Consider the following 16,423-nt stretch of genomic DNA (forward strand, 5'->3'; position numbering starts at 1 on the left):
TCTTTTAAACCTTGAGTGTGGTTATTTGTTTGATATTTCGATTAGATTTTAACTCACTCAATACAAATCGTAAACAATTTTATAAAAAAGAGCCCGACACAACGGTTTCATTTTGCCATCCGTGGCAAAATGAAACCTACGAGTTTTAAAGCTTTGTAAACTGCCTTGCTTTAAAACATCGTTTCTGTTTGGAACCACCGCCGTCCGTGGCGGTTCTGAGTTTTGCCGTCCATGTCAAAACCAAACCTGCGAGTTTTAAAGCTTTGCAAACAGCCATGCTTTAAAACACCGTTTCTGCATGGAACTACGGGCATCCGTGACGGTTCTGATTTTGCCATCCGAGCTCACTTTGATTAAGATAATAGCAAGTTAATTACAAAACGTTCCATTAGTTTTGCAAAACACAGGGAAATAAAAAATCGGTGTTACTATTTGGGAATAATTTTGCCTCTTACCTCCGAGGTGCGTAAATGGCAACAAAGTTGTTCTGAAATTTGCATTCTTCTGCTGCCGGAGTGAGTTTACAGCCCGCTTAATGCGAAGCATAAACGCGCCCTGCGCATGCACAATGTAAATGCCTAACGAAATAAGCTGTTCTTCCATGTACAAACCGTTTCTTGTTTTTTAATTGAATTGAGTCAAAAGCACCGATAAAAAATGGAGCGTAAAGAATATAAAACAAGTAGAAAGAGAAGAAAATTTTAACTAAAAAATACATGAAAGTGTAATTAAATACAAAAAAAAGCGAGTTGCTTTCGCAACTCGCTTTTTTTAAATCATAAAAAGATTAGAAAGAAACCTTGCAGCCGAGCTTGAAGCGGCCATTATGTTCTGTACCGGCACTTTTCTCGATAAAGCCTTCGTGCTTGTTCTTCACAACCTTACCCTGCTCCCAATCAGCAGTAAGTTCAAGTCTTTCAAGCGGGCTAAAGGTTAGACCGACATTATAGTAAACTCCAAACTTGGGCTCTGCGTGATTAGTTTCCCCATAGAAAGAAGCGTAAGGTTTGAGCCACATGGAATCGTTTATGTCGTATTTGTAATCAGCATAGACTTTCAAGCCTATAGGCACAGTCTTAGGAGATACCGGTTTAGAAAGAAGATGGTGTACGTATATCGCAGCACCTGCATTTAAATTTTCAACAAGGAAATTTGCCTTTTTTTTATCACCCTTTGTTTCAAATTTTGCATAGATACTCATATCAACTTTATCTTTATTTGACTTATAGAAAGTATTTTCGTTTCCAACATAAACACCTGCACCTACCCACTTATAGGTGGTATCAAAAAGCATGTCCCAAGCGAATTTTTTCTCGCCGTTTACAAATGGTTCGCCGTCAAAAGCGAGGACAAGACTTAGATCTTTTACAGGCTCTGACGTAATTTTTGTACCGAAAGAAACATTAAAATAATTACCTTTTTCTGTATTATTTTCCCAGTCTTTGTGAGAACAGAAAGTGGTATTTATATCAAAATTAAAACCGATATATTTCAGATCACCCGGTTTATATGCAACAGAGGTGTAAAAGCCCATTCCATATCTATTCTTTGTAGCGGGAGTATCTTTTTTTGTAAGGCCATCGACTTTTGCATAGTATTTACCCTTTTTAACTTCAAGATCTTTATCTGGCGACACTTTTTTGAAGTTACTTGTAATTTTAAAACGTTGATTATCAAGCATTATATAAGATGCTTTTTCTTCCGCTTCCTTTCCATATACAGGCTCTAATTCTACATAAGTTGAACCTTTCGCTAGAGTCGCTGGCCCCGTAATGAGGGCATATTGGGGACTTCCTTCATAGTCGGATTTCCCTTCGGTTTCCCAGTTACGGTTCGATCCAAATTTTACACCTGCATCAAGATCAAGACCGCTATTTCCGATATTGTCTTTTTTATACCCGAGAGTGGTACCTCCTGCTATATCAAAGCCCGGTTCAAATTTATAGCCGCTCTTGTCCCAATCGTCAGCCTTTAGAGGGTCCCATATCTGGGCATAGTTTACTTTAAAGCCCGGCTTCTTATAAATTTTTAAGTATGCGTCATAAAAGTACAAGGTACCTACAATTTCGTCTACTTTTCCGGTAAAAGCAAAATCTTTTTCCTTTTTTGACTTATTCTTACTTTGAATTCCAAGCTCTACATCCTTTATGATAACTTCCGCATATACGGGTGTATCTGCTTTAGAGGTAAAACTTTTCTTTTCAAAAAGCGGAAAGCTTACCTTCCATGAGGCTGAATTTTTAAAGCCGTGAGCAATTGAATCCTTCGTAACTTTACCTGCTCCAAGATCAATTCCCCATTCAAGCGTTGTGTCTCCCTTAATTGAGGCTTTAGCCCCTGAAGTAAGAGCATAAACTTCGGGCTCTTTTGCAGGCTCTGCGGCAGCCGCCTTCTGTGCAGGCTCTGCGGCAGCCGCCTTCTGTGCAGGTTCTGCGGCTTCCGCCTCTTGTGCAAACGCAATGCCTAAAGCAAACGCAAATATGCTAAAAGCAATAAGATATTTTTTCATTAAAATATCCTCCTTAATATAATTGTATTTGAAAGAAGTAACACTTCTTTTATTCAAACACCTCGTAAAAAGTCTACATGAAGTTATGGTGATTGTCAAGTTTTTTGTAACATTAAATGAAAAAACTTGTTTGTGTATGAAATTGTTTTTTTAGTTTAATATCAATCTATAAAATGTTTTATACAGTATTTTTAATAAAACAACCGAGTCTTTCTTAATTTTATCTCTTTTAAATTACTAAATTTATGATATACTATTGCTGACAGGAAGGAGGCTTACGTATGAAAATCCTAATGGTTACCAGTGAGGCGGTTCCCTTTGCAAAAACCGGAGGACTTGCCGATGCAGTTTCAGCTTTGGCGCTGGCATTACGCAAAAAAGGACATGATGTTCGCATTGTTATGCCTCGCTATTATAAAATTGACAGAAAAAAACTGAATGCGATCCCCGGTCCTTTAAGTATTCACATCGGGCATCAGGAATTTTGGACTGCGGTTTTTGAATCGGTTTTGCCTAATTCGGACGTTCCGATATATTTTATCGATCACGAACAAAGTTTTGGCAGGGACGGTATTTACGGCTCTTCCGCGGAACCGGATTTTTCCGATAATCCTATGCGGTTTTCAATTTTATCGCATGCGGCTTTTCAGGTTTGTCGAAAACAGCATTGGTATCCGGATATTATCCACGCTCATGATTGGGCAGCGGCACTTGCGCCGGTTTTACTGAAATTTAAAGCATCGCATACAGCGGAATTTTCAAAAACAGGATCCGTTTTTACCATTCATAATATCGGCTATCAAGGAATATACGGCAAAGATAAATACCCTGATACCGGACTAGACTGGAATTATTTTTATGCCGCCGGTTTTGAAGATTGGGATAGAATTAACTTTTTAAAAGCGGGAATTATTTCCGCCGATAAGCTTACCACCGTTTCGCCGACTTACGCAAAAGAAATACAGCGCTCCGAATACGGATTTAGAATGGACGGGATTCTTCGCTATCGATCGGAAGACTTAACCGGAATATTAAACGGTGTCGATACGGAAATCTGGAATCCGCAAAAAGATACGTATATTCCTTTTCAGTATTCTGCAAAAACATTAGAGAAAAAAGAGAAAAATAAAGCCGCCTTACAAGAACGGATGGGGTTACCGGTAGACCCTGATCAGCCTCTGTTCGGTATGATTACCCGCCTTGTCGATCAAAAAGGCATTTCAGAGCTTTTCGGCCCCGCATACGGATCCGCATATAGGATTTGCACCGACATCAAATTGCAAATGGTAGTACTCGGCTCCGGCGACCGCTGGTGCGAAAATGAGCTTTCAGCTCTTGCATCAAAGCTGCCGAACCTCAAAGTATATATCGGCTATGACGAAGCTTTAAGCCATTTAATAGAAGCGGGAAGCGACTTCTTCTTAATGCCTTCGCGGTATGAACCGTGCGGCTTAAATCAAATGTATTCTTTATTATATGGAACTTTGCCGATTGTACGAAACACCGGCGGGCTTGCCGACACGGTAGAAAACTACAACGAACGCACCGGCGAGGGCACCGGCTTTATGTTTAACTACGCAAGTCCGCAGAGTATTTACGACACGGTCGGCTGGGCTGCATACGCGTGGTTTAATAAAAAAGATCATATTCTTGCAATGAGAAAACGCGGTATGGCAAAAAAATTCGGCTGGAATATTTCCGCCGATAAATATATTGACGTGTATAAACGAACTTTAAAAGACAGAGGGTTTTGATTTTAGGGAGTAAAATACTTTGAGGTAAAACTTTAGATTCCCTTAAACGTGCTCATCCGCAATTTAGTGTGCGGAGAAACTTTCGGCACTGCTCTGTAAAGCCCGCTTTTCAGAGGGTCAGTAACAATAACCGACCCTCTGTAATTTACTAAACGATAAGCCGGTAAATAATCTAAGGTATCGTTTTTTGACATCTTTAATTAGTTTTTTTAATCCATTCAATATAAAGGAATTCGACACGGCGCAACGGTGGGCAGTTTACCATAGGGCGAAGTTTTGAAAATTTACTGTAACTTCGCCAACGAGTTTTAAAGCTTCAATTTTACAGTTTTATGTTGATGCTTTAAAACATCGTTTGGAATTTAGCAACGGTGAGTAAACTTACCATAGGAATGCTAAATCCGCACGCACCTGTCAATGCTCCGATTTGTATAATTAGGAAGTTAATTACAAAATGCTACACTAAGGTATCGAATAATTTATATGTTGTATAATGATATCGATAATTAATCGTATAAAAAAAACAATTTTTTTCAATTATCTTTATTAAGATTTTTACAAGCTGAAAATAAATGCGGCAGTAAAATATATTACAAACACCAGATTGCCCCATCCTCCACGCAAAATAATTCTATAGGGCTGCGGAAGTTTTTCCCATATAGATTGTAAAAAGTAGGTAGCAAGCGGTGTAAAAACAACGAACCATCTTGGATACAACGTTTTGCCAAACACGATAAGTACAGCAAGAGACAAAAGAAAAATACCCATAATCGATAATGCAATTTTTGCAAGAAAACTGATATTTTTTTCAACATAATCAAGTCCGCGCTTATCATCACACCGTCCGATGAGTCCAAAATAGGTAAAATGCGAATGATAAGCACCTCCAAGTATAATTCCAAAACAGGCAAGAAGGCTTATGACAAAACCGATTATTTTATATTCCTCTGCGGCGGTGAGCCATATATTAAAGAAACCTACACAATAAAAAAATGCAGCAATCGGACCTAATAGTCCGCCAATTCGCAATCTTTTTTCGGATATATTTTTCATTATCTCGATTACGGGTTTAATAGTTCCGTCTATTTTAAAATCATCTTTTGTAAAATACAAAAGCATATCACCGCAAAACATTAATAAAGAACCGAACAAACCTGCGGCAGCAGTTAAAATTATGTACATATATAACTCCTTAAATAAATATTGTAAGCAAAAGTTTACATAATTATAGCATATAAATTCAAGTAGTTAAAATTACGCCGATAGTAAAATTAAGCTGGAAAAAGTGCACCAAGCAACGGTGATACACTGACATCCATATTAACCACCACGAAAATAAGGAGGAGTGTACACCGCATATAAAGATTTTTATACAACAGAACTTGTTTGGATAGAGGAGTACTGGAAAAAAAGACAAATGTGAGTGAAATTGCCGATAGACTGAATCGCTCGCGTCAAACAATTTACAATGTAGTCAACTATTTAAAAAAAGGTGGCAGCATTCAACAGTAGTATGAACGGTACAAAGCCAACAAAAAGAACTGCGGGTTATCAGTAATGATTATATTATTCGATATGAACATAGATTCTTTCAAATAACAAAATCAAATAAAAAACTCCCAAGATCGAAAACAGCAATTACAGTACGGGAGCTTTTGGATAGAACAATACGATTGGTATGGAATAACATTAAACTGAATTTTATAGAACTTAATAATAAACCAAACAAGGAGGTCGCCAAAGCTTGCTCCTCATAATAAAAAGAGGACATTTTTATAGTGGCTTGACAATTCTTTGTTATAATGCTTGACATTAGCCCTTGTTTTCGGTTATCATGCCATATTCAAGTTTGGAGCGGTGGCCGAGTGGTTGAAGGCGGCGGTCTTGAAAACCGTTGTGCCGCGAGGTACCGGGGGTTCGAATCCCCCCTGCTCCGAATTATCGCTATTTGTAATTTATAAAGTATTTGGAGTGGTGACCGAGAGGCCGAAGGTGGCTCCCTGCTAAGGAGTTATACCCCAAAAGGGTATCGGGGGTTCGAATCCCCCCTGCTCCGTTATCACACAGCAACTATTTGGTTGCTAAAAATCTGAGACTATAGCTCAGCTGGATAGAGCGTCAGATTGCGGATCTGAAGGCCGGCGGTTCGAATCCGCCTAGTCTCATAAAAGAGATTTTCTTTCCGAAAATCTCTTTTTGGTTTTATCTTTAGGAGAGATGCGAGAGCGGTCGAATCGGGCGGTCTCGAAAACCGTTGTACCGCAAGGTACCGGGGGTTCGAATCCCCCTCTCTCCGCTATATAAGTATAATCTCTGATAAGATAAAGCACATCTTTTGGAGAGATGTCCGAGTGGTCGAAGGTACACGATTGGAAGTCGTGTGTGCCCGAGAGGGTACCGAGGGTTCGAATCCCTCTCTCTCCGTTCCGGGGCCTATGCAAGGAATGTTTTTCGAACCCGCCAGGTCCGGAAGGAAGCAACGGTAGATTAATTATTTCTGTGCCGTAGTGTCCCCGGTTTTTATTTATATAATTAAGTACAACCGGTCTTTTATTTTCACGAATAGTCAGTTAAATCTTTATAACCTTCTTCCAAAATTCAATTTTTTACGGTATACTGCATACATGGCATTAAACATTTTTATTACCGATAATCGATTACAATTCAGCCGCAGCTTAGCGGAAATGTTAAAAAATAATGGAGATACTGTTTGTATAAGTTCCGAAACTCATCCGAACGCTGATCGTCCTTTGCGAGAAATTTATTGGAACAGAAAATCCCCTTTTTCACTGCAATCTTTGCACTTGGAATTAAAAAATCTAAACATCACTATTGATGCGGTAATTTTTATATTTGACGGACCTGCCTATATCGATCTTTATCAAAAAGATGACATTGCCGGAATCGATACCACTGTAACCGATCTGATTTCCGCAAATATGAGCCTTGCATATGTATTTTCAAAATTTTTTCTAAAACAAAACCGGGGAAAGTTTATTTTTATTCATAGAGAAATTGCAACCGGACAGTCTAATGCTCCGCTTGCCGCCGCATCAGGCGCTTTCATCAGGATGGCGGAAGAGGTTGTCCACTCAATGATAAAAGAAGAAAGCCCGCATCTCCAAACTTTGCTGGTAAAACTTGAGGGCACCGAAGACGACTCTTTTATCCAATGGATTACTACCCAATTGAGCCTTCCCGTCCTTACTCGGAGCCCGGGACGATGGATACGTGCAGGGCAACGAGGTTTTTTCGGAAAATAAAAAATACTTTTGGGAACACTCACTTTTTTCGGACACCCGCCTTGTCCGGCTTAGCGCCGTACCTGCCGCCCGAAATCGTTTTAAAGCTCTCTTGCGGTATTTGGTGTGAAAAATACCGCAAGCAGATCTTGTTCCGCTAAAATTACACGCCGTTTTTATCTGCGGCGGTCTTTGGCAAGCAGAATAAGCCGAATAAGACTTGCCACAGCGGTTAAGGCTGAGGCAATATAGGTGAGAGCTGCGGCAGTGAGTACTTTTTTTGCACCTTGTAACTCTTCTTCGCTTAAAATTGCGTTTTGCTGCAAAAGTATGAGTGCTCGGCGGGATGCGTCAATTTCCACCGGTAAGGTTACCAGATAAAAAAGCACGGCAACGCCAAAAAAAATAATGCCGAGATTTAATAGAATATTTATGCCGAAAATAAGCCCCGCCATCGCGAGGTAGGGACCTGCCATTGAGCCGATGTTTGCGACAGGAACCAACGTGCTGCGCAGCACCAGCGGTCCGTAATGCAGTTTATCTTGAATTGCATGACCTGTTTCATGTGCCGCAACGCCTACAGCCGAAACTGAGGTTTTACTGAACACCGGTTCCGAAAGGCGCAGCACTTTTTTTGACGGATCATAGTGATCGGTCAAGTCTCCCGAAACCTTATTTACTTCAATATTTGAGAGTCCGTTATTTTTTAAAAGAATTGCCGCCGCCTGTGCACCGGTTATGCGTCTTCTGGTTTCAATTTCCGAAAACTTGCTGAATGTGGATTTTACCTTAAATTGCGCATAGAGTGAAAATAATAAGGTAGGCACAATCAAAATTAGATAATAAGAGTCAATAAACATAAAAGGCTCCTTTCGCTTGCATTGATTTTATAAAAAGTATAACGTAGCACTTACGTAAGATATAATATACTCAATTTTCGGAGCTTTGTCATGTTTCAGTATCTGATTTTATTTCTTTTTTTAGGGATTGAGGGCTTTGTCATTTTTGTGCTTGCGGCGGGAATGGGGCTGTATTTCGGTTTTATGCGCAAGCTGCCGCAGCCAAAGTTTTCTTCCGAGCTCCGTCCCGATTTTACCGCTGTTAAAAAAACGAAAATACTCACCGTGTATATTACCGACTTCCCCGCAAAAATAGAAAACAAAGCGGAAAATGCGGCGCTTATTGTGCCGACTCAAAAGCAAAGTGATTTTCGCTCATTCGGTTTAAAAACCGCGTTACGCATGCCGGAGGTTTTAGCAAGTTTACAAAAAACCTCCCGGTGCACTTCATTCAATTTTATAGTAGGAAACACCGGCATTATTTCCCTTGCGGAATTTCTGGAAACCTCCAAAACGGAATTTCCTATTGCCCGTATCTCCGTCATTGAAGATTTTCCCGATATCGGTGCGGAATATAAAGAGGCTTTGCAAAAGCTTTTACGCATTCAGTTTTTTTGGAAGCCTGTTTATGCCGTTTCCGTACTGGTTAATACAATCACCGGCGGTGCAAACTTTCGAAAACTACGCACATTGCGGGAAAAAGCTAAATCCTGGGATTCGGCATAAAAGATCGTGCAGAACGCCGCTCAAATCGATACTTTCATATGTTGAGAGTGAGGGTTCTGGTTCCCTAAATCCTTTAAAAAACGGAGGCTTACGTATGAATATAGGTTTGGTTTTGACGTCCGTGTCAAAACCAAACCTGCGAGTTTTAAAGCTTCAATTTTACAAAACAGTGTTGATGCTTTTAAACATCAGTTGAATTTATTCTGATTTTGACGCCTGAGGCACAACCAGCCCACGAGTTTTAAAACGTAAAGCCGAAGGGGACAGCGAAATGTCAAGACTTCGCCCGTGGCGCGCACCGATGAGCGGCAAAAAAAAGCGCAAGCTGTTTTTATCGTAAAAAGAAGAAACAGCTTGCGCTTCGTTTGGATGGGGCAAGAAACTTACTTATCGGATTTTAGCCCGCTTAAATACTCATTAAAGGATTTACCAAAATCGTTTTGAATTTTTTTCTCCAGTCCGGTAAAAATCTTATTGTCGGCACTAGATTTAGCCAAATGGATTTCTCTTCCGCTTACCGAATAGGGAACTAAAACCGTACTTGAACCGGTTTCGGTAAATTCGGCATCCAGCGAATACCTAACCAATATTTTATTATTGGCTTGCACTTCTCCATCAGCAAGAGAAAGCTTTGCGACTAACGTATAGTTCGGATTTTCATTAGTGGATGTATTAAATCCCTCAGCCGATAAAACCTTTGCAAAAGCCGATTTTATTTTTCCGTGATTATCGCCGTCAACAGAGATCACAATATGAATATTTTTTGCAACATCCATACACTTCAACTTTAAAGATTGGGCAGTCATTCCCTTTTCTTTCGCCAAAGCATGGGCACTCGGTTTGATTACCGAAAGGCGTGCTCTATATATAGCGTTTTCCGCTGCAACCAGATATGCGGAGCGGTACCGAATAAATTCGCGTATTGTGTTTTTATCCGTATCGGGAATTTGAGTCAATTCCGCAATAGTCCTCTCATTTGCATTTATTTTTTCCATATACGCTGATGCCGTTTTTGACTTATCCAATACCGCTAACGCATAGTGAGTTCCATCAGGGGAAAGCCAGCGCTCCTTTATTTCCACGCCTATTAAATCATCAACATTAGTAGAAATAGAAACGTTTTGCCCTACATTTTTAGTCTTATTCACTTTTTCAGATTGTCCGTCCGTTACCGAACTCGTGTAATTAAGTTCCGCCTGCGTTTCGATAGAAATTTTCCGGTCGAAAATTGCCGCTAAAGCTTCAAGAGCTCCTACCTCAGCCTCTTTACGCGACTGTCCCGTTCCAAGAGCCGTTAAATACCGCTCCTCGGGATATACGTTTGGCGCATCGGTAACCCAAACAGGAGGGTCTTTTTTCCCTTGTTTGCTTCCCGCCGCATATACCCATACCGAAAAAATTGTCAAAACTATAAAAAATGAAACTACTCTAGGCATAGCGACTCCAAAAGGTTCAAACCCCTTTCCTGTACCTGTACATTATCAAATACTTCTTCATATACGACCATATTGTCCCCCAAATAACAAATTTTTACGTTATATGTACCCGGTTTTAACCGAATATTTGCAACAGAAACTGTTGCAGGAAGGTACGCCGCTTGCCGCGTATCCGCCCGTATTGCCGCATCAATTTTTTCAAGAGCAAGCGGCAGTGATTCTTCCGCAATATCAAGTGCTATTTGCGCGAGAGTTTTTAAAAACCCATTTTGTTCCTGCTGCACGCGTCTTCGTGCCGCAATAATCGCAGTTGCCGAAATAATGGTTACCGTTAATTTTTTTGCTACCCCAGCCGCAAACTTTGCCTGAAACTCTTTTCGTGCCTTCAGCGCAACATTTTTTTTTACATTTACGCCGAAATCTTCAAGCAAGGTAAGCGGGTATGTTTGAGTAGCTCCCGTTTCGGTGTCTGTTAAAGCTACTCGTATATTTTTGACCTTTGTAACATTTTCGCCGGCTACCGTATAGACTGCTTTAAACCGCATCGGTGGAAGTTTAAAAGGAGTTCCGGCAACCGTTATGGTCTTTCCGTTTGCAAGTTCGGAGCTTTTATCATGCTCCGGAGGATAGTAAAATACCCGTTCTTCCTTTTTTGCAATAAACCCGGAAAAAGCAAGAACATTCAGACTCGCCATTCCGGATTCTCTTTTTAAACTCATATCGATATTGATTTGTGGATTAAGCACTTTTAAATAGTCTTTACTGAGCCTTGCGCCTTCCGTATCGCCGTTTGCATTTCGCATAAGGGCTCCCAAGTAATAGGCGGTTGGCGATCCTCGGTATAAGTCTGCTTCTGTCGGTTTAGGAATAACCTCCTTGCTTATTTGTTCAGGTTCAATCCCGAAAGCGTTAAATGCTTCCTGCTCTTGGACAGAAGGGCGTTCATCGGAATCAAACCCGCGAATCAAGTCAACCTTACTGCTCTCATCTTTAATAAACCATAACGAGCTTCTGCTTTCACGCCCTACCTTGACTTTTTCATCATCCACCTTTTTTATTTCTACAACCGCATCTTCAAGCTTTCCCATATGGTAATAATTCAAAGAATTTAAAATATTGAGGTAAAAGCTTTCAAACTGAGCAATGCTGCGTAAATCGCCTTCGTCTAAAAGCCGGTCTCCTTCATTAAAATTCTTTGACGACAGCTGATAATCCTTTGCGTAATGGGCAATAGCACCGATATCAACATATTTTAAAACATTGTTTTCTTTTCCATAGCTTTTCTTTTGCAGCATTTTCACGCAGAGCTGGTAATCCTTTTCGTGAAATGCTTTATCAAACGCAGCTCTATTAAACCGCGTCGATGCGCATGAGAAAAAAACAGGAATCACGATACCGAAAAGCACATAAAAATATCTGTGCTTTTTATCTAACGGCCCCATGTAAAAATAGTTCCTTTACACTAGTATCTAACCTTATTTAATTTTATAACTTTTTTTATATCATCATTAAACCCGCTCCAGATAATTTTATTTGTTTCGATATTGATAAGTTCCGCAGAAACATGGTAGGTGCGGACCATTTTACTGCCCGCTTTTTGAACAATGGATTTTACCGCTCCTTGCAGTAAAAAATCCGCACCGGTTTCATTCCCTAAGGCCTTCGCGGTCTCTTCGCTGGCATTTCCCATGTTTTGCTCATCACGTTCGGCACGAACCTCTTCGCGGCTTCTGCTGTCTGCAACGAAATCGGCTTTACCGCTTTTTATGATAGCCGATTGCATTTTTTTTACGATAATTGACGTATCAATATGCTCGGAGCTATCATTTCTAAAAGTTCCGACAATAAATACAGGTAGCGCATTATTTTTAATCGAAAAGCGTTCTATTCGCGGCGAACTGATACAATCATCAATTAACGCTTCACAAACAATCCGCACATCGGTGTCGTTCCAGTAACCGCTTATGTCGGTTACTGCAGAGGAAGGAACTCTGGTCACTCCTGTAGTGGCGCAAGACATACATACTGCTGCTATCACTAAAAAAACAATAAAAAAGCTCTTATTTTTCATTTTATAAATTACCTCTTAGTATTTTTGCCTGTCTTATTCGTAATCACAGTCCTTTTTCCATAGACTGTTTTACCAAGTCGCGAGCTCTTATCTGTTCCTCGGTTTTCGGTTTGATTCCGTTAATTGCATTTTCGATTAGTTTATCAAGCGTTTTTCTCGGAACGCTATACAAGGCAAGAACCGTGTAAAAATCACCTTCGGGCTCTCCTTCGGCATCAAAAAAACGTCTTTGCACCCAATAATCGCTTTCGCGTTTGATGCCGTTGATTTCAGCTTCGCTGACAGTATGCACAACTTCCTCGATGTATGAATCGAGCAGGTCTTTGTTGCCTACGGCAGCGGCGGCACCGGTGTCCCTAATTCTTTGGGAAATCATTCGAGCCAGCTCACTAGCTGCCTGAAAATTCCTCAACCATAATTGACCGCCTTCCAAATCTTTTGACTTTTCAGATTCAAATTTAAAAATATACATTTTCTCATATTGAGCCATCTGTTCAATTTCGTTACGCTCCATTGAAACCCAGTCAGGCGGAGCTTTGTCCCATTTCTGGTTTTTGTGATCAATAATCACCGGCTTATTAATACCTCGTTTTGTTGCGCAACCGAACAAAAGAGAAACAACCGCAAGTCCTAATACAATTTTTGCTGCAATTTTCATACATAAATCTCCTTAAAAATAGTTTTTTGCAACTCTGCTTATTAAATACCGAATACTCTTTTACCCATAACTGCTTAGAAATGTTCTTAAAACCATTACAATCCTCCTCATCACGAACATATATTATGAAGTATATATCACTGTTGAACAAAAAGCAAAAAAAAACTGGTTAAATATCAGTGGTTTTATTAGAAAAGCATCTTTTTTGAGATTATCAATAGTAAAGAACTTGTTGCGCCGCGCCTCAAATATTTTCAAGGTAAGCTTACAAAACCCCCGAAAAAATAACGCTGATAGCGGCGAAGATATACTGCTGCTAAAAAATGCGTGAATGCTTTGCTTACCGCATTCGCATCGGCCTCCTTATCTTTTGGAAAAAAGTTTTGCCTTTTGCCGATGCTTGCGGACGACCGGACAAAATCAGAAAATATTGGACACTTCGGCAGCGGAGACTTAAAACCTGGCAGCGTTTTTTTGGTGACTCGATCCGGTTTCAATACATTTTATACAAATCATAAAAAATTTTATAAAAAGGAGCCCGACACGGCGCAACGGTGAGTAATTTACCATAGTGATACTGAATCCTGCAATGCTTCGTTGTGCATAACAGATAAGTTAATTACCAAAAGCTACAGTAATCAAAAGAGCGTGACCGAGTATATTTTACGGACATAACGGAATCTATTTGTTCAAACGGAAAGTTATACATCTATCTGATGTTCGATGCCTGTGACGAAGCGAGTGTCGATCGTGCAACGGATGGAAACATGAAAAAAAGCTTATGGACACAGGGGTAACCGAAGCGTTTGAAATGGGGCTGCCAAAACCCTTATCACACCACATAACCAAAACTCTTTACTCTTTCGGGATAAGCGGCTAAAATGCTTTTATGGATATGGAAGAATTCGGAACGGTACATCCCGAGCTGCAAAGCGGAGACGATAAGGATCCCGCACTTCGTCCGCGGCTTTTGCGGGATTTTCAGGGACAGGAAAAGATTAAACAAAACCTGCACGTTTTTATACAAGCCGCACGGGAGCGCTCCGAAAGCCTTGACCACCTGTTTTTAATCGGCCCGCCGGGGCTGGGAAAGACAACTCTTGCGCAAATTACCGCAAATGAGCTTGGCGTTGAGTTTAAGGTAACCGGCGCTCCCGCCTTAGATAAGCCGAAAGACCTTGCTGGTATTCTGACTACCCTGACCGAGCGCAGTGTGTTTTTTATTGACGAAATCCACCGGCTTAAACCCGCCATTGAGGAAATGTTGTACATTGCTATGGAAGATTATGAACTTGATTGGATTATCGGGCAGGGGCCGGGAGCGCGCACTGTGCGGATTCCCATTCCGCCGTTTACCCTTGTGGGCGCAACTACGCGGGCGGGGATGGTTTCAAGTCCGCTTATCAGCCGGTTCGGTATTGTTCAGCGCTTTGAGTTTTATACCGATGAAGAGCTTGCTTCCATTATTGAGCGTTCCGCAAAAATACTGCAAATCCGTATTGAACCGAGTGCCGCTCTCACGTTGGCAAAAAGTTGCCGCGGTACGCCGCGGGTGGCAAACCGCCTGTTGCGCAGAATGCGTGATTTTGCCCAAGTTGCCGGTAAATCAAGCGTTACTGAAGAGGTTATCGCCGTCGGGTTAAAACGCCTGAATATTGACAGCCTCGGTTTGGAAAACCATGACCGGCAAATCCTCCGCTCTATTATCGAAAACTACGGCGGTGGCCCCGTCGGTGCGGAAACACTTGCGATATCCATCGGCGAATCGCAGGACACCCTCGAAGACTATTATGAGCCCTACCTTATTCAAAGCGGCTTAATCCAGCGTACCCCGCGCGGACGCATGATAACCGAAAAAGGCTGCCGCCATCTCGGAATGTCGGTGCCGGAGCAATCGGCGCAAAAAACTCTTTTTTAAAGTACGGCGACTGTCAGCCGAATCGTACCGCAAAAAAAAATTTACCGCATCGGAGCATTTGTATGAACACAAAAGATTTTGACTTTTACTTACCCGAACACCTCATTGCCCAAAAGCCTTCGGGCAAACGCGGCGAAGATAAACTCCTTCTTTTGGATAAAAAAACGGGAGCTTTTTCAGACCGGCAGTTCAGCGAGCTGCCCGATATTTTGCCGCCGAATGCACTGATGGTTTTTAATAATTCAAAGGTGCGCCGAGCGAGAGTGTACGCAAAAAGTAAGGATAGCGGTGCGCAAACGGAATTTCTTTTGATTGACTCTTTGGATGACGGCAGGCTTTGGCAGGCGATGACCAAAAAGGCAAAGCGGCAGCGCATCGGGAAAACCTTCCTTTTTGATGAAGGAGTGGAGGCGATGGTGGTTGAGCCGCCCGCAAACACCGACACTTCTGCGGAATTTCGCTGGCTGCAATTTAATACGCCGATTACCGACAGCTGGCTTGAAACGCACGGGCATATTCCGCTGCCGCCCTATATTCGCCGCGAAGACACCGAAGAAGATGCGAGCCGCTATCAAACCGTGTACGCACAAACAACAGGCTCCATTGCGGCGCCGACTGCGGGGCTCCACTTTACCGATGAAATACTGCAGCGCATAGACGCACGCGGCATTGAGCGCACCGCCATAACTTTGCATGTCGGGCTGGGCACGTTCCTTCCCGTACGCACGGAAAAAATCGAAGAACACCGGATGCACACCGAAAAGTTTTTTATCACCGATGCAACCGCCACAGCGATTGAAAAGGCAAAGCGGGAAGGCAGACCGATTATCGCTGTCGGCACCACCTCGGTGCGCAGTCTTGAATCCGCATGGAATCCCGACACGCAACGCCTAATGCGCGGAAGCCAATCAACCAATATTTTTATTTACCCGCCTTATCAATTCAAACTGGTTGATATGCTGTTTACCAACTTTCACACGCCGGAATCCACCCTGCTGATGCTGGTTTCCGCCCTTGCAGGCAAAGACCAAATCCTCGCCGCCTACGCCCACGCCGTCGAACAGGAATACCGCTTCTTTTCGTACGGCGATGCAATGTTTATTCGGTAAAAGTACCGCGTGTTTCCATCCAAACTTTAGACACGTGCTGTAGTGGTTTGTAATTAATTTGACATTAAAAATGTATCAACAAAATCGGCGTACCGGATCTGGCATTCCTATGGTAAGTTTACTCACCGTTGCTAAATTCCAAACGATGTTTTAAAGCATCA

At 41.6% G+C, this 16,423-nt stretch carries 12 protein-coding genes, 5 tRNA genes, 1 other RNA gene and 1 pseudogene; 12 read left to right on the forward strand and 7 right to left on the reverse strand.

The annotated features are described in order from the left end of the window. Positions 1 to 787: 787 nt before the first annotated feature. Positions 788 to 2,509, reverse strand: coding sequence for a major outer sheath protein Msp (gene msp / locus FUT79_RS12750; RefSeq protein ID WP_148889717.1), 1,722 nt, complete (start codon positions 2,507 to 2,509; stop codon positions 788 to 790). A 281-nt stretch (positions 2,510 to 2,790) separates the two neighbouring features. Here msp and glgA point away from each other — a divergent pair, with 281 nt between their 5' ends. Next, entirely contained in the window at positions 2,791 to 4,263 is a 1,473-nt protein-coding gene (glgA, locus tag FUT79_RS12755) for a glycogen synthase GlgA (RefSeq protein WP_044634318.1), read from the forward strand. Between the two features lie 555 nt (positions 4,264 to 4,818). Here the strand turns inward: glgA and FUT79_RS12760 are convergent. Next, a complete protein-coding gene (locus FUT79_RS12760) occupies positions 4,819 to 5,445 on the reverse strand; it encodes a DUF6796 family protein (RefSeq protein WP_004266451.1) in 627 nt (208 codons plus the stop codon). 201 nt (positions 5,446 to 5,646) lie between these two features. On the opposite strand from FUT79_RS12760, the pseudogene FUT79_RS15910 reads away from it, so the two are divergent. From FUT79_RS15910 to FUT79_RS12800, 8 genes and pseudogenes are all read left to right on the forward strand, one after another. Continuing rightward, positions 5,647 to 5,775 (forward strand): annotated as a pseudogene (locus FUT79_RS15910) (HTH domain-containing protein); the annotation flags it as partial. Between the two features lie 339 nt (positions 5,776 to 6,114). Beyond that, positions 6,115 to 6,199, forward strand: a tRNA-Ser gene (locus tag FUT79_RS12770). A 32-nt stretch (positions 6,200 to 6,231) separates the two neighbouring features. Next, positions 6,232 to 6,319, forward strand: a tRNA-Ser gene (locus FUT79_RS12775). Positions 6,320 to 6,354: 35 nt separating this feature from the next. Then, positions 6,355 to 6,428: transfer RNA gene (locus tag FUT79_RS12780), tRNA-Arg, on the forward strand. Between the two features lie 46 nt (positions 6,429 to 6,474). Next, a tRNA-Ser gene (locus FUT79_RS12785) sits at positions 6,475 to 6,559 on the forward strand. Positions 6,560 to 6,600: 41 nt separating this feature from the next. Next, positions 6,601 to 6,687 (forward strand) — tRNA-Ser (locus FUT79_RS12790). Further along, positions 6,688 to 6,785, forward strand: an RNA gene (ffs, locus tag FUT79_RS12795) — signal recognition particle sRNA small type. Positions 6,786 to 6,887: 102 nt separating this feature from the next. Beyond that, a complete protein-coding gene (locus tag FUT79_RS12800; protein ID WP_004266449.1) occupies positions 6,888 to 7,526 on the forward strand; it encodes a hypothetical protein in 639 nt (212 codons plus the stop codon). Between the two features lie 155 nt (positions 7,527 to 7,681). On the opposite strand, the gene FUT79_RS12805 is transcribed toward FUT79_RS12800, so the two are convergent. Beyond that, positions 7,682 to 8,365 (reverse strand): zinc metallopeptidase, encoded by a 684-nt coding sequence (locus FUT79_RS12805; RefSeq protein ID WP_004266448.1) that lies wholly within the window; start codon positions 8,363 to 8,365, stop codon positions 7,682 to 7,684. A 90-nt stretch (positions 8,366 to 8,455) separates the two neighbouring features. Between FUT79_RS12805 and FUT79_RS12810 the strand changes: the two genes are divergently transcribed. Continuing rightward, complete coding sequence (locus FUT79_RS12810; RefSeq protein WP_044634317.1) at positions 8,456 to 9,070, forward strand: hypothetical protein; 615 nt, start codon at positions 8,456 to 8,458, stop codon at positions 9,068 to 9,070. A gap of 383 nt (positions 9,071 to 9,453) precedes the next feature. On the opposite strand, the gene FUT79_RS12815 is transcribed toward FUT79_RS12810, so the two are convergent. From FUT79_RS12815 to FUT79_RS12830, 4 genes are read right to left on the reverse strand one after another with little or no spacing between them, the layout of a single operon-like run. Continuing rightward, a complete protein-coding gene (locus FUT79_RS12815) occupies positions 9,454 to 10,506 on the reverse strand; it encodes an LPP20 family lipoprotein (RefSeq protein ID WP_004266446.1) in 1,053 nt (350 codons plus the stop codon). Further along, complete coding sequence (locus FUT79_RS12820; protein ID WP_024753101.1) at positions 10,494 to 11,948, reverse strand: COG3014 family protein; 1,455 nt, start codon at positions 11,946 to 11,948, stop codon at positions 10,494 to 10,496. The genes FUT79_RS12815 and FUT79_RS12820 overlap by 13 nt, the downstream gene beginning before the upstream one ends. A 20-nt stretch (positions 11,949 to 11,968) precedes the next feature. Beyond that, the gene (locus tag FUT79_RS12825; RefSeq protein ID WP_044634315.1) at positions 11,969 to 12,577 is read right to left on the reverse strand and encodes a penicillin-binding protein activator LpoB; all 609 of its coding nucleotides are present in this window, start codon (positions 12,575 to 12,577) and stop codon (positions 11,969 to 11,971) included. 43 nt (positions 12,578 to 12,620) lie between these two features. After that, complete coding sequence (locus tag FUT79_RS12830) at positions 12,621 to 13,235, reverse strand: hypothetical protein (RefSeq protein ID WP_024753100.1); 615 nt, start codon at positions 13,233 to 13,235, stop codon at positions 12,621 to 12,623. 889 nt (positions 13,236 to 14,124) lie between these two features. On the opposite strand from FUT79_RS12830, the gene ruvB reads away from it, so the two are divergent. Both ruvB and queA read left to right on the forward strand, forming a co-directional pair. Continuing rightward, on the forward strand, positions 14,125 to 15,153 hold the full coding sequence (ruvB, locus tag FUT79_RS12835) for a Holliday junction branch migration DNA helicase RuvB (protein WP_004266440.1): 1,029 nt from the start codon (positions 14,125 to 14,127) through the stop codon (positions 15,151 to 15,153). Positions 15,154 to 15,215: 62 nt separating this feature from the next. Further along, entirely contained in the window at positions 15,216 to 16,262 is a 1,047-nt protein-coding gene (gene queA / locus FUT79_RS12840; protein ID WP_044634314.1) for a tRNA preQ1(34) S-adenosylmethionine ribosyltransferase-isomerase QueA, read from the forward strand. Positions 16,263 to 16,423: the final 161 nt, after the last annotated feature.

Origin of the sequence: Treponema phagedenis, from assembly GCF_008153345.1 — a bacterium.
Classification (GTDB): Bacteria; Spirochaetota; Spirochaetia; order Treponematales; family Treponemataceae; genus Treponema; species Treponema phagedenis.